The organism is Microbacterium mcarthurae, from assembly GCF_046064585.1.
GTDB lineage: Bacteria > Actinomycetota > Actinomycetes > Actinomycetales > Microbacteriaceae > Microbacterium > Microbacterium mcarthurae.
In genome coordinates, this window is record NZ_JAROCE010000001.1 from 273,962 (window position 1) to 286,905 (window position 12,944).

General features: G+C 70.6%; 13 protein-coding genes and 1 tRNA gene. 5 read left to right on the forward strand and 9 right to left on the reverse strand.

Annotation, left to right across the window (positions count from 1 at the left end; translation table 11 throughout):
• Positions 1–61: 61 nt before the first annotated feature.
• Together P5G46_RS01330 and P5G46_RS01335 are read right to left on the reverse strand one after the other, a co-directional pair.
• Positions 62–1,003: a hypothetical protein gene (locus tag P5G46_RS01330; RefSeq protein ID WP_408904807.1), complete on the reverse strand. Its 942-nt coding sequence runs from the start codon at positions 1,001–1,003 to the stop codon at positions 62–64.
• A 54-nt stretch (positions 1,004–1,057) separates the two neighbouring features.
• Positions 1,058–1,384 carry a DUF7882 family protein gene (locus P5G46_RS01335; protein WP_408904808.1) on the reverse strand — a complete coding sequence of 109 codons (327 nt, stop codon included), beginning with the start codon at positions 1,382–1,384 and terminating at the stop codon, positions 1,058–1,060.
• Between the two features lie 262 nt (positions 1,385–1,646).
• On the opposite strand from P5G46_RS01335, the gene P5G46_RS01340 reads away from it, so the two are divergent.
• Positions 1,647–3,050, forward strand: coding sequence for a hemolysin family protein (locus P5G46_RS01340; protein WP_408904809.1), 1,404 nt, complete (start codon positions 1,647–1,649; stop codon positions 3,048–3,050).
• The gene (locus tag P5G46_RS01345; protein ID WP_408904810.1) at positions 3,047–4,054 is read left to right on the forward strand and encodes a CNNM domain-containing protein; all 1,008 of its coding nucleotides are present in this window, start codon (positions 3,047–3,049) and stop codon (positions 4,052–4,054) included. Before P5G46_RS01340 ends, P5G46_RS01345 begins: the two co-directional genes overlap by 4 nt.
• Positions 4,055–4,066: 12 nt before the next feature.
• Here the strand turns inward: P5G46_RS01345 and P5G46_RS01350 are convergent, their stop codons facing one another.
• Both P5G46_RS01350 and P5G46_RS01355 read right to left on the reverse strand, forming a co-directional pair.
• Positions 4,067–4,933 carry a zinc-ribbon domain-containing protein gene (locus P5G46_RS01350; protein ID WP_408904811.1) on the reverse strand — a complete coding sequence of 289 codons (867 nt, stop codon included), beginning with the start codon at positions 4,931–4,933 and terminating at the stop codon, positions 4,067–4,069.
• A 104-nt stretch (positions 4,934–5,037) separates the two neighbouring features.
• On the reverse strand, positions 5,038–5,865 hold the full coding sequence (locus tag P5G46_RS01355; protein ID WP_408904812.1) for a LuxR C-terminal-related transcriptional regulator: 828 nt from the start codon (positions 5,863–5,865) through the stop codon (positions 5,038–5,040).
• Between the two features lie 109 nt (positions 5,866–5,974).
• On the opposite strand from P5G46_RS01355, the gene hxlB reads away from it, so the two are divergent.
• Together hxlB and hxlA are read left to right on the forward strand one after the other, a co-directional pair.
• Positions 5,975–6,547 (forward strand): 6-phospho-3-hexuloisomerase, encoded by a 573-nt coding sequence (hxlB, locus tag P5G46_RS01360; RefSeq protein WP_239275330.1) that lies wholly within the window; start codon positions 5,975–5,977, stop codon positions 6,545–6,547.
• 60 nt (positions 6,548–6,607) lie between these two features.
• Complete coding sequence (gene hxlA / locus P5G46_RS01365; protein ID WP_239275332.1) at positions 6,608–7,246, forward strand: 3-hexulose-6-phosphate synthase; 639 nt, start codon at positions 6,608–6,610, stop codon at positions 7,244–7,246.
• 72 nt (positions 7,247–7,318) lie between these two features.
• On the opposite strand, the gene P5G46_RS01370 is transcribed toward hxlA, so the two are convergent.
• The 3 genes from P5G46_RS01370 to P5G46_RS01380 all read right to left on the reverse strand — a co-directional run bounded on the left by P5G46_RS01370 (position 7,319) and on the right by P5G46_RS01380 (position 8,801).
• Positions 7,319–7,501: a zf-TFIIB domain-containing protein gene (locus tag P5G46_RS01370; protein ID WP_239275333.1), complete on the reverse strand. Its 183-nt coding sequence runs from the start codon at positions 7,499–7,501 to the stop codon at positions 7,319–7,321.
• A gap of 149 nt (positions 7,502–7,650) precedes the next feature.
• Positions 7,651–7,724 (reverse strand) — tRNA-Ile (locus P5G46_RS01375).
• A 117-nt stretch (positions 7,725–7,841) separates the two neighbouring features.
• Positions 7,842–8,801, reverse strand: coding sequence for a DMT family transporter (locus P5G46_RS01380; RefSeq protein ID WP_408904813.1), 960 nt, complete (start codon positions 8,799–8,801; stop codon positions 7,842–7,844).
• A 41-nt stretch (positions 8,802–8,842) separates the two neighbouring features.
• Here P5G46_RS01380 and def point away from each other — a divergent pair, with 41 nt between their 5' ends.
• Positions 8,843–9,409, forward strand: coding sequence for a peptide deformylase (gene def / locus P5G46_RS01385; protein WP_408904814.1), 567 nt, complete (start codon positions 8,843–8,845; stop codon positions 9,407–9,409).
• 6 nt (positions 9,410–9,415) lie between these two features.
• Here def and P5G46_RS01390 read toward each other — a convergent pair whose 3' ends face one another.
• Both P5G46_RS01390 and glsA read right to left on the reverse strand, forming a co-directional pair.
• The gene (locus tag P5G46_RS01390) at positions 9,416–11,833 is read right to left on the reverse strand and encodes an acyltransferase family protein (protein ID WP_408904815.1); all 2,418 of its coding nucleotides are present in this window, start codon (positions 11,831–11,833) and stop codon (positions 9,416–9,418) included.
• A 90-nt stretch (positions 11,834–11,923) separates the two neighbouring features.
• Positions 11,924–12,856: a glutaminase A gene (gene glsA, locus P5G46_RS01395; protein ID WP_408904816.1), complete on the reverse strand. Its 933-nt coding sequence runs from the start codon at positions 12,854–12,856 to the stop codon at positions 11,924–11,926.
• Positions 12,857–12,944: the final 88 nt, after the last annotated feature.

Consider the following 12,944-nt stretch of genomic DNA (forward strand, 5'->3'; position numbering starts at 1 on the left):
CTGTTCGGTTGTCTCGGTCATTATGGCTCGTTGATAACGAAATCACAACACTGTGATTCCGTCAGGCGAACCAGAGCTGCCAGTACAGCGCGAAGTTTCGATTGCCATACGACGAGCAGGCGTCACCGGAGCCCCACCGCGCGTCGATCGCGGCGGCGTTCGGCTGATACGGGGTGTAGTTGTACAAGGCGGCCGTGGCGTGATTGCGGATCTCCACATCCGTTCCGCCGCAGGCCGGGTCCGGGGAGTAGGCGATGTAGTGCGTACCGGGCTGGCGCATGAAGTCCGATGCCCGGTAAGTCTTCATGTCTGTGGCGCCCTGAGCCACCTGCGCCGCGAAGCCGGAGCGGCCCGGATCACAGGGTGCGTCGTCGGGGCATCGTGCCCCCATCGCCGCTCCGAGGGCCTCCGCCGAGGGCGCGCGAGCGAGGCGTCCCGAGACCAGGCTCTGCTCCTTCTGCAGTGTCACGAGGAGCACCTTGGCGGAGATGCCGCACGCCCGCTGCACGCGGTCGATGATCTGGGCCGCGGTCAGTTCGCCGCCCTCGTACGCCTCGCAGACCGTCTCCCCCGTCTGCTCCGACACGATGGCGCCGCGTTCCTCCAGCGGGACGCGAAGGACGTTGAGACAGGAGTCGTTGGCGCACTCCCCGATCTGCTCATCGAGGAACCGTTGGATGTCATCGGCATCCATCGCACCACCGTCGTAGAAGGCCTCGTCGTCGATGAGGAAGCCCGGGTCGAAACCAGCGAGATCGATCGACGCGCGGCGGTTCTCGGCGTTCCACGCCGATACGACGTGGACGAGCGGAATGACCGCCGCGACGACCAGCCCGACGATGACGACGGCCAGGGCTCCGACGGCGACACGGCGCCGTCGGAGCTGGCGCGCGCGGGCAGGAGTGCGGCGCGGCCGGCGCGCCGTGGACCCAGATGAGGCTGATCGGGCACGGCGGTCCGGCGAACGGGTCGGGCGTCCTGCTCCGGTTCCCTGCTTCGCCATGACTCGATCGTGCCGTACACCGCTGACCGCGTGCTGGACGCGGGCGGCGGCGGGTTACCGGACCGGGCGTGCCGGCGCCGAAGGGGCGGCCGCGATCCCGGAACCGGACAACGTCAGACCGTCGGGGCCGCTCGCGTCGTGCATCATCTGGTCGACGAGCTCACGGTCGATCGCCGGCTCGCGCCCGCCGTAGAACTGGAGGACGAGGGCGTTCGAGGCGTGTACCCAGAGACTCGCCTGACGCACCCCCTCGTTGACCGGAACCTGCAGCATGAAGCCCTCGTTCCGTCGCAGCTTGTTCATGATCACGATGCGCAGATGCGCGAGCAGTCGGTCGTCGATATCGAACGAAGCCTTGTCGCGATAGATGAGGCGTCCCACAGCTGGTCCATTTCCGGCGCGCTGAAGCGCACCTGTCGTGCAAAGGGCGGGACCACGCCGGGAAGCGAGGCAATGCGGGGGCCTCTATTCTGCCATTCCAGAGCCCCCGCGTGCACCACAGCGGATTCAAAGCCGACGCCGATATGGTCCTTTTGAAACTGACGACCCACGAGAGAGAATCCCCCGTGAGCCATCCCCGCACCTCCCCCGACCAGGAGGGCCGATCTTCGAGCCCTCTCGACTCGAGAGGGGGTGAGATCCGATGCTCGCGGCGCTTCTGACGCTCCTGCTGGGCATCATCGTGACTCTGGCGATCATCGCGGCGTGCGGCTTCTTCGTCGCCCAGGAGTTCGCCTACATGTCCGTCGACCGGTCGCGGTTGGCCGCCCGGGCCGAGAAGGGCGACGCACAGGCCAAGCGCGTGCTGGCGATCACGCAGCGAACGTCCTTCATGCTGTCGGGAGCGCAGCTCGGGATCACCGTCACCGGCCTCTTGATCGGGTACGTCGCCGAGCCGCTGATCGGTGCGTCCATCGGGACTCTGCTCGGGGGCGTCGGGATCGACCCCGGTGTCGCGGTCGCGATCGGTACGGCCGGTGCCCTCCTCCTGGCGACGGTCGTGACGATGATCTTCGGCGAGCTTTACCCCAAGAATCTCGCCATCGCGAACCCGGAGCCGCTCGCGCGCGCCCTCGCGGTGCCGACGCGCCTCTATCTGCTCGCCTTCGGCTGGCTCATCACGGTGTTCGACATGGCGGCGAACGCCCTCCTGCGACTCGTGCGTATCGAGCCGCTCGAAGACGTCGACGAGAGCGCGACGGCGCGCGATCTCGAGGCCATCGTCGAGGAGTCTCGGGCCAGCGGTGATCTGCCCGACGATCTGTCGATGATCATCGACCGCATCCTCGACTTCCCGCGACGCGACGTCGAGCACGCGATGATCCCCCGCTCGCAGGTGGGATCGGTGCGACCCGACACCACGGTGGCGGAGGTTCGCAGCCTCATGGCGACCGGCCACACGCGATACCCGGTCATCGGCGACGAGGACTCCCCGGTGGGGGTCGTCGAACTGATCGACCTCCTTCGTGAGAATCCGGATGCCGCGGCCCCGGTGTCGTCGGTCATGCGTCCGGCGGTCGTCCTGCCCACGTCGATGCTGCTGCCGGTGGCCCTCGACCGCATGCGGCAGAGCCGCAACGAGCTGGCGTGCGTGGTCGATGAGTACGGCAACTTCGACGGCATCCTGACGATCGAGGACCTGACCGAGGAAGTCATCGGCGAGCTGTCGGACGAGCACGATCTCGACATCGATGAGGTCACCTCCGTCGGCGAGGCCGCGTGGACGGTGCCGGGCGACCTGCACCTCGACGAGCTCGAACGCCTCATCGGATACGACCTCCTCGACGGTGACACCGAGACAGCGGCGGGCCTCGTCATCGAGGCGCACGGCGATCTGCCCGCCGTCGGTGCCGTCGTGCGCATCGATCTGCCCGAGCGGACCGGTGAGGTGGTGCAGGGGCTGCACCTCGACCGGTGGCTCGAGGTCGAGGTCGCCGAGGTGGACCGGCACGTTCCGTCGCAGCTCGTCGTGCGCCTGCACGAGGTCGATCGGGACGCCGAGACCGCCTTGCACGACGAAGCGAGCGATGAGGAGGTGGCGCGATGAGCTGGTGGGTCGTGACCCTCGTCACCGCGGCGCTCATCATCGCCAGCGCGTTCTTCGTCATCGTGGAGTTCGCCCTGCTCGCTGCCCGTCGCCACCGACTGGAAGAAGAGGCGGCGACCAGCGCCTCTGCCCGCGCCGCTCTGCGCGGCGTCAACGAGCTCACCGTCATGCTGGCGTTCGCGCAGCTCGGCATCACCGCGTGCACGTTCCTTCTCGGGGCGATCACCAAGCCCGCGATCGACTACGCCCTGGCGCCGGTGTTCGAACAATGGGGACTCCCCTACGTTCTCGCCGACGTCATCGCCTTCATGCTGGCGCTCATCGTCGTCACCTTCCTGCACCTCGTGATCGGCGAGATGGCGCCCAAGTCGTGGGCGATCGCTCATCCCGAGACCGCGGCGAAGGCGACCGGCATCCTGGCCCGCGCCCTCACGTGGCCGCTGCGCCCGTTCCTCCTGTGGATCAACCGCATCGCGAACCGTCTGGTGAAGGCCTCGGGCGTCGAGCCGGTCGAGAAGGCCGCGGCGGGCGGTCAGGACGCCGATACGATTCGCGAGCTCGTGGCGCACTCCCGGCGCGCGGGCACTCTCGACGAGCAGTACTCCGCTCCGATCGCTCAGGCGATCGAGCTGAGCACGCTGACCGTCGGCTCGGTGGTCCGCATTGACCGGACGCCGACGGCGGTGGCGGCGGATGCCACGGCGGCCGACGTGCAGAAGGCGGCGGCGGCATCCACGCACCTCCGGATCCTCGTGGGCACGGGGCCGTCGGCGAGGGTCGCGCACGTGCGCGACACCCTCGATGTGGACTCGTCGACTCCGGCCGCCGACATCGCGCGGGATCCGCTCGTGCTGGCACCGGATGCCTCGGCGTACGACGCTCTCGCCCGGATGCGTCGCAGCCGCGTGCAGCTGGCCACGGTGGTCGACGGCGGCCGACTCCTCGGGGTCGTCACGCTCGACGATCTGCTGCGGCGAATCCTTCCGGGGGTGGGCGCGGTCTGAGCCGCCCTCGGGTCACCGCTCGTACGCGTCGACGAGCAGCGCGCCGCGAATGCTCCGGAACGTGTCGACCAGCCGGTCGAGCGCGCCACGGTTCCAGGTGGCGAGCTGCAGATCGTGGGGGCCGAGCGGCTGGAGCTTGCCGGTGCGGAGGCGTACGACCTCCCACCCGACGGCGCGAAGGGCACGGTCTTTGCGGCGGTCCGCCTGCTCACGCTGGCCGACGTGCTCCAGCCCGTGCCGGCCGATCGAGTCGTACTCGACGGCGATCCGGAGCTCGGACAGCACCAGATCGGGCCAGATCTCGACGTGCTGGAAGAACGGTCGCGAAACCCGGACGGCGGTGAGCCCCGGAGTCAGCGCGAGCCGCCCGAACAGGTCGGCACGGATGCGGTCTTCCACCGCGGACGCCGGCCGGGGTGCGCAGACCGAGACGAACGCCTCGCCGGGCGGAAGCGCCGGGGTCTTGTCGCACAGCGCCGGCGTTGGGCGGGGTCGTCGCGCACGCAGCACCCCGCCTTTCGCCCGCGCGGGCTCATCGACGGAGTCGCGCATCGGCAGCGCCACGACCCGGGTCGGTGCGGCGAGCTCGCTGCACTCCGGGCACCACGCGCTGCGTCGCCGTTCGCGACCGGGGCGAGACCGCTGCTCGGAAGGGGTGGCGGCGAACCGGTGTCCGGCATCGCACTGCCACAGAAGCAGGACGTCCGCGGCGGGCGGCACCTGGCTGAGTGCGATCCCGGCGTTCAGGTCGGGGTGATACTGCCGGATGAGCGCCGGGAACGCCGCCCACGCCTCGCGGTATGCCCCGACGGCATACGGCACATCGACGCCCTTCGACCACTGCCGTCGTGCCCACCAGGCTTCCACTCGTTCCGCCACGCGATGACGCTAGCGGCCCCCTCCGACACGACCCCGGGAGACGGCATCCGTTCGCCGACGGCAGGAGCGCGGGGCGATCGTGTCCGGCCACCGTGTTGTGCGTCTCACCCGCGCGCGGCGGCCGCGGCGAGCTCGGCCCGGGTGCGCGCACCGTGTTTCCGAAGCAGGTTCGCCACGTGGAACTTCACCGTGTTCAGGCTGATCCCCAGGCCCTCGGCGATCTCGCGGTTGCCGACGCCGGTCGTCACGAGGCGCAGCACGTCGCGCTCGCGCGCGGTGAGATCGGAGTCCGTCGTCGCATCGGCCGTTCGAGGCGACGGATCCAGGGGCAGGACGATGTCGAGCGTCGAGCCCCAGCCGAGGGTGGATGCCACGGAGAGCGAGCCCTCGAGGGCGACGACGCGCTCCGCGATCGGGCGGATGGCATCATCGTGCGCGTCGAGCGTGCCGGCGCCGTCGTCTCGCACCTGCATGAGCAGGTTTCGACCGTCGCAATCCCAGTGGATGCGCACACGACGGGCGACGCCGTCATCGACGAGCGCGAGCACGGCAGTCCGTACGATGGCGCGGGCACTGTGAGCGACATCGCCGGGGAGGGCGCGGCCGGTCGTCGGCGGCTCGACGAACTGCACGTCGAGGTCACCGAAGCGGACCAGGGGGCGCAGATCGGCGCGCAGACGAGAGAACGCCCCCGTCACCGGTTCCAGCAACGTGCTCCGCTGCCGATCCGTGGCCGTGCGCAACTCGATGAGGGCGGCCGAGGCGATCTCGACGGCCTCGGCGCGGGCCGCGGCGTCCGTCAACCGCGCCGACCGGAGGGCCGCGAGGATCGACTCGAGGGTCAGCGCGTGCCGGTCGGCCTGGTCGGCGAGGATGCGCGCGTGTTCGGATGCCGCCGAGCGACTTGCGTGGATGTCTGCGTCTGTGGCCACCCGATCGAACCTAGCCCTCCTACCCGACAGAACGGTCCCATCCGATCGGATGGGACCACCGCCTACCCGGGCAGCAGCGTCGCGGACGGATCACGGGGACGATCGACGTATGGCTTCCCTCACCGTCGCCGACGCCCTCGGCACGATCGACCGCGAACTCCGCGACGTCACCGCCGCGCTGCGGCAGGCCGACCCGCAGCCGTTCGAGAGCGCGCTCAGACTTCTGAGCGACGCCGAGCGCGTCTTCGTGCACGGGGCGGGGAGATCCGGACTGGCGCTGCGCTCGACGGCGATGCGGCTCATGCATCTCGGGCTGCGGGTCCACGTCGTCGGCGAGGTCACGACGCCGGCGATCCGTCGCGGCGACGTGCTCCTCGTGGCCAGTGGCTCGGGCACCACCGGCGGGATCGTGCAAGCGGCCCGAACGGCTGCCGATGTCGGCGCGCGCGTGCTCGCGATCTCGACGACGGCCGAGGCGCCCCTATCCGACATCGCCGAGACGACCCTGGTCATCCCGGCGGCGACGAAAACGGATCGCTCGGGCACGGCATCCGCTCAATACGCGGGAAGCCTGTTCGAGCAGGCGGTGGCGATCCTCGGCGATGCCCTCTTCCACACACTGTGGCAGCGCAGCGGCCGCTCCGCCGACGACCTCTGGCCCCGCCACGCCAACCTCGAGTGACCCGCGCCCTCGAATGACCCGCGCCGAAGATCCGGCGCCCACCCACCGAAAGGACACCCCATGCAGCTTCAGTTCGCCATGGACACACTGACCATCGAGCACGCCCTCGACCTTGCGGGCAAAGCCGCGCCCCACGTCGACGTCCTGGAACTGGGAACCCCGCTCATCAAGAGCGCGGGGCTCTCGGCCATCACCGCGATCAAGGAGGCTCACCCCGACAAGATCGTGTTCGCCGACCTCAAGACGATGGATGCCGGTGAGCTCGAGGCCGACATGGCCTTCCAGGCGGGGGCCGATCTCGTGACCGTGCTCGGCGTCGCCGGTGACAGCACCATCGCCGGAGCGGTGAAGGCTGCGACGGCGCACGGAAAGGGGGTTGTCGTCGACCTCATCGGCGTCTCCGACAAGGTCGCGCGGGCGAAGGAGGTCACCGCCCTCGGTGCCGAGTTCGTGGAGATGCACGCGGGTCTCGATGAGCAGGCGGAGGACGGCTTCACGTTCGAGACGCTGCTGCGCGACGGCGAGGCATCCGGGGTCGACTTCTCGGTCGCGGGCGGGATCACCGCGCGCACCGTCCGGGCCGTGCAGGAGTCGGGCGCCCGCGTCGCCGTGGCCGGAAGCGCGATCTACAGCGCCGAGGACGTGGCATCCGCTGCGGCGGAGATCCGCGCCGCCATGTCGGAGCACGCCGCGTCCTGACGCGGATGCTGGGAGGTGAGGGCTCGGTGCCGGGAGGCGCCGGGCCCTTCGGCGTGGTGCGTGACGTGCTGCCTAGAAGGCCCACCGGTCGTCGTCGCCGTCATCGGCACCGGCCGCTTCAGGCCACTCGAGCCGGAAGCCGCACTCGCGGCACTCATCGGCCCCGATGCCCTCGTCGAGCAGAGGATGCATCGTCACGCCGCACGACGGGCATATCGGCTGTGCATCCTCGTCGTGGGGGTCTCTGTAGATCATCGTCGCTCCGCTCGCACCGTGGGCCCCGAAGGTCGTGAGGCGCCGCCCGAGGAAACGTCGCCGTCGAGGCGACTGTTCCCGCATCGCCCGCCGCCGCCCCGGTGACAGCGGAAGGCCCCCACATCGCGGCGATGTCGGGGCCTCTGCCGTAGGGCGGGTGGGACTTGAACCCACGATCGTCGGGTTATGAGCCCGCTGCCTTGACCAGCTTGGCCACCGCCCCTCGATGCGTCCGAGCTTACCGGCATCCATTCCGGGCGCGTGGGCGTTCCGGCCGGCCGAAGGCACCCGAACGTAGGCGCTGGGCGGACGAACCCGGCCCGGCGCGAAGCGGCGCGGGTCAGTGCACCCGGGGCTTCTTCGGCTTGCCGTCGGCGGTGAGCTGGGGGTGGTGGCGCGTCAGCTGGATGACGCCCCACGTGGCGATGGCGCCGGCGATCGCGAAGCCGATCAGCGCCCACACCGGAGCGGTCGACGCCTCTCCGAGTACCGACAGGCCGATGAGCACGGCCACGATCGGGTCGATGACCGTGAGACCGGCGATGACCAGGTCGGGCGGGCCCACCGAGTAGGCCGTCTGCACGAAGTAGGCGCCGACGGCCACGGCGCCCAGCAGCGCCACGACGCACAGCAGCGTCAGCCACTCGAAGTTGCCCGCTTGGATGCGGCTGATGATCACCTTGGCGAGCGTCGCGACGAAGCCGTAGATGACGCCCGCGGCCATGATGTAGAACAACGCCTGGGCGCGGCGGACGACCAGCCAGAAGACCGCGAAGACCACGACCACCACGGCCAGGATGCCGAGGATGATGAGCAGCTCGCGCGAGGTGACGATCTGCTCGGTGGCGAACAGCGCCGCGATCGTCACGAAGATGAAGATGCCGCCGACGCACGCGGCGATCGCGATGAGCGACTGGCGCGTCGGCTTGTGGCGCGACACCCGCGCGTTGAGCACGGTCGTGATGACAAGGGCGATCGCGCCCAGGGGCTGCACGAGGATCAGCGGCGCTACCGAGAGCGCCGCGAGCTGGCAGACGATGGCCAACCCCAGCATGATCGTTCCGGCGACCCAGGACGGGCGGGTCAGCAGCGACGTGACCTGCGACCGCGAGAGCCCGCCGGTCGTCTTGCCCGACAACCGCTCGACCTTCTGCACGCCGCGGTGCTGATACTGAGCACCGAACGACATGAACACCGCGCCGAGCAGCGCCAACGGGATCCCGAGCAGAATGCGAGGATCGCGGAAGACACCGACGAGCTGGTCGATACCGTCGGTGAGGGAGACATCGAGCGGGATCACCCTCCGACGATAGCCGCCGCCTCCCCGCTTAGGCTGGAGACGTGGCCGTTCTCCCTATCCGCATCATGGGCGATCCCGTGCTGCACGCCCCCGCTTCCCCCGTCGCCGAGATCACCGACGACATCCGCTCGCTGGTCGCCGACATGTTCGAGACCATGGACGCCGCCCCCGGCGTGGGCATTGCCGCACCCCAGGTCGGGGTGGGTCTGCGGATCTTCACGTACTCCTACGAAGACGACGAGGGCGCGCCGTGGCGCGGAGTGGTCATCAACCCCGAGCTGTGGATCCGCCCGCTCGAACCGGGCTACCCCGACCCCGATGAGGAGTCCGAGGGATGCCTGTCCTTCCCGGGCGAACGGTTCCCTCTTCGCCGGTCCGACGCGGCGCTGCTGACCGGCGTCGATCTCGATGGGGAGCCCGTCCGTATCGAAGTCACGGGGTGGCGTGCCCGCATCCTCCAGCACGAGTTCGACCACCTCGACGGTGTGCTCTACATCGATCGCCTCGACGAGGAAGACAGCCGGGTCGTCGCGAAGATCGCGCGGAAGCGCAAGTGGGGCAAGCCCGGCGCGGCGTGGATGCCGGGAGTGGACGACATCGAGGCGTGAGCCGCGCTAGTACAAGCCTCGGTCCTGCAGCTCCCGCTGCAGGACGGGGGCCAGCCGTTCGGCGAACGCCGGGGTCAGGTGCGTCTCGTCGTATCGCACCGGCGTGTCGCCGGCGAAGGCCGGGCAGACGTTCTCCCAGCACGTGAACGGGAGGGCGCTGATCGCGGTGTTGCCGGTGGCGGATGCCTCCGCCTCGGCGGCCGCTTCCATCTGCGTCCACACGTCGTCGACAGCGGCAAGGCACGCGGACGGACCGGTGACCGGCGAGTAGCAGCGGTTCAGATCCGCCCCGTGGGGCGGGGGCGACAGGAAGACCGTCCGTCCCGGAGGCGCCCAGGGCCCGACCTCCGCGAAGGTCGCTGCCGCGAGGCGCGGTGCGTCGAGGGTCTCGCCGTCGACCGAGCGGCCGAGCGTGAACGCGTTGGAGACGATGACCAGATCGGCGGGGTCCGCGGCGATCATGGTCCGCACCTGCTCCTTGCGCGGCTCGCACGCCCCCGCGACCGCGGGATCGCGACTCTCGACCGCGACGTCGGTGAACCGGCATCCGTACATCCCGACCGTCGTGGCGCGCCACGTCCCGCCGCTGCGTTCCGCGAGGGCCGCGAGGGTCGGTGCGTACGCCATGGCGCTGGAGTCGCCGACGAGGTACACGTGACGCGGGGCCGCAGGGTCGCCGAACGTGCACCGTCCTGCGTCGGGAGCGATGTCGGGGGTGAAGCAGTCGTGAGCGCGGTTGTCGGACGACGACTCGCGGATGACCTCATCGAGGCCCGGGCGCAGCTCCGGCCAGCGGGTGGCGCTCACGGCCGCCGCCAGTTCGGCCTGCAGCGTCGGCAGCGCCTCGGCGATCTCGGCGGGGTCGGCCGAAGCGACGACCTTGGTTCCGGGGAGCGGGAGCGTGGGCGCGCCGTACGCGGCGAAGACGCTCAGCACGGTGGCGCCCGCGCCGATCGTCAGCACCGCGGCGCCCCAGCCCATGCGTCCGGCGTATCGCTCGCGCCAGGCGCCCCACGTCGTGGGGCGTGGATCGGGTGAGCGGTCGTGGCTCCCGGGCGCGGGAGGGGCGGTGGACTCGGCGGCGACGGCGACGAGGAGCGGGGCGGCAGAGAGGACGGTCTGCTTCTCGACCGAAGCCGCACGCGGCGCCGCCGAGAATGTCTCCGTGCCGCGCGTCCCCGCGCCGGTCGCGGGCCGCGGGCGCGAACCCGGGTAGTAGCGCTGACCGGGCACCCATCCGGCGGGCCGGGATGCCACGGCCGCCGGCCGCTCGGTTGCCGCCGGAGCGGCCTCGGGCTGCTTCGCGAGCGGCGTCGAGGGCGCATCACCGGCATCTTCTCGTGTGGCCTGTCGACGCTCCAGCCAGGGCGAGCGGTGGATCGGCTGCTCGACACAGAGGTACGTCGCGACGGTGAGCACCGCCGTGATGAGGAGCACGATCGGCATCCAGGCGGGTCCGGGGGGAAGCACGACACCGGCGAAGACGATCACCGGCAGATGCCAGAGGTACAGGGAATAGGAGACGTCGCCCACGGCCACGCTCAGCGGGTTCGTCAAGGGGAACAGGTGCCGGTGGCGCGGATCGCCGCCCACACCGCCGGCGATCACCAGTGCGGCGCCCGTCACGGGCAGAGCCGCCCACGGGGCGGGGAACGGCGAGGCGGGATCGATGAGGACGACCGCTGCAGCGATCAGGCCCACGCCCGCCCACGCGGACGTGACCCGCAGAGCAGCCGGCATCCGTCCGAGAACCGGAGCCATCGCCGCGAGGACCGCGCCGACAGCGAGCTCGCCGACACGCGCCGGCGTCGAGAAGTACGCGCCGGTGGGATCCTCCGCGGTGAGGTGAACGGCCGCGAGCGCCGATGCCACCGCGATGCCCCCGGCCATGATCGCGACCATCCCCCGTACGAGGCGTCCGCGACGTGCCGCTGCGGGAACGAGGGCGATCGCCGTCACCAGGAGCAGGGGCCACGCGAGTGAGAACTGTTCCTCGATCGACAGCGACCAGAAATGCTGCAGGGGCGACACGTCATCCGAGGAGAAGTAGTTCCGACCCTCGAATGCGAAGCGCCAGTTGGAGACGAGACCGAGCGCCGAGAGCGCGTCCCCGAGAGTCTGCTCGGCGCGGGCGCGGTGAAAGACGAGGAACGCGACGGCGACCACCGATGCCAACACCAGCGACGCCGCGGGCAGAAGGCGCCGGACGCGCCGGGCGAAAAACGCACGCAGATCGATGGCGCCGGTCTCGCGCGCGTCCCGCAGCAGGAGGCCGGTCACGAGGAAGCCCGACAGGACGAAGAACACGTCCACGCCGGTGAAGCCCCCCGTGGGCCACCCGGTGAGGTGACTGGCGACGACGCCGAGAACGGCCACCGCCCGGAGGCCCTGTAGATCCAGGCGGGTGCGGCTCGGGGTGGGCACGGCTCGGGCTTCCTCTCGGGCCGTCCGGCGCGGCCGACCCGAGCCTAGTGGAACCGTTCCCACGACGCCGCGCGGCCCCGGGCCGGTAGGTCAGCGCTCCGCGAAGCTGTGCAGACCGAGGTCTTCGCTCAACCGTTCGCTGACGATGCGCCCTCGCACGCTCGTCCCCTGCGCGTCCAGGGGTGGGCTGACGACGGCCGCCCCGAGAGCTCCGCGAGCGGCGAGGACGATGGCGCCCGACACGCTCGACTTGGCGGGGATGCCGACCGCCCTCATCCACCTCCCGGACCCGTCGTAGACGCCGCACGTCGCCATGACCGACACGACGTCGCGTGCGACGCGGGCAGGAACGGCACGCTCACCGGTGCGAGGGTTGACGCCGGCGCCCGCGAGCGTCGCCCCCATGACGGCCAGGGTCTCGGCATCCACGAGCGTCGCGCACGACCGTGCGTACACGGCGACCGCCTCATCGGCGCCCACCGACATGCTCCCCTCGGCCCGCATCAGGTGGGCGAGGGCGTGGTTCCGATCGCCGAGCAGGTGCTCGTTGTGGGCGATGTCCTCGTCGACCTCGAGGTCGCGCCCGGCGAAGGCCGCGAGCCCGCGCGCGATGCGGTCGGCGCGCGCCTCGGCGTCCGATCCGTCGACGAGCGAGGCCGTGAGCAGCGCGCCCGCGTTCACCATGGGGTTCGGCGGACGCCCGGTTCCGCTCTCGAGCTTGATGGCGTCGAAGGCCTCGCCGGTCGGCTCGATCCCCACGCGATCGAGAGCCTCGCCGTCGGTGTCGAGCAACGCGAGGGCGAACAGGAAGGGTTTCACCGCAGACTGCAGGCTGAACGGCGCATCCCCCTGTGCGCTCGACCGCACCTCGCCGTCGGGGAGGGCGAGCGCGATCGCGCACAGGTCGGGATCGGCGTCCTCGAGCTGCGGAATGCTGTCGTCGACACGACCCTCCCGCTCCGGAAGCACTCTGTCGCGGAGCGCATGGAGATCGTACGCGCGGGGATCGGGTCCGGATGGCATGCCCCCAGCCTGTCAGGCCGACGGCGCGGGTGGGGCGGCGGGTGCGGGGGTTGTCAATGGCAGTGACGCCCCGGCCGAGGTGCTGATG

Bases quoted from the DNA above. Each gene is read 5' to 3' on its own strand.
- hxlA (WP_239275332.1), top strand. From the start codon at position 6,608: ATGCAGCTTCAGTTCGCCATGGACACACTGACCATCGAGCACGCCCTC.
- P5G46_RS01370 (WP_239275333.1), bottom strand. From the start codon at position 7,501: ATGATCTACAGAGACCCCCACGACGAGGATGCACAGCCGATATGCCCG.
- P5G46_RS01340 (WP_408904809.1), top strand. From the start codon at position 1,647: ATGCTCGCGGCGCTTCTGACGCTCCTGCTGGGCATCATCGTGACTCTG.
- P5G46_RS01330 (WP_408904807.1), bottom strand. From the start codon at position 1,003: ATGGCGAAGCAGGGAACCGGAGCAGGACGCCCGACCCGTTCGCCGGAC.
- hxlB (WP_239275330.1), top strand. From the start codon at position 5,975: ATGGCTTCCCTCACCGTCGCCGACGCCCTCGGCACGATCGACCGCGAA.
- glsA (WP_408904816.1), bottom strand. From the start codon at position 12,856: ATGCCATCCGGACCCGATCCCCGCGCGTACGATCTCCATGCGCTCCGC.
- P5G46_RS01345 (WP_408904810.1), top strand. From the start codon at position 3,047: ATGAGCTGGTGGGTCGTGACCCTCGTCACCGCGGCGCTCATCATCGCC.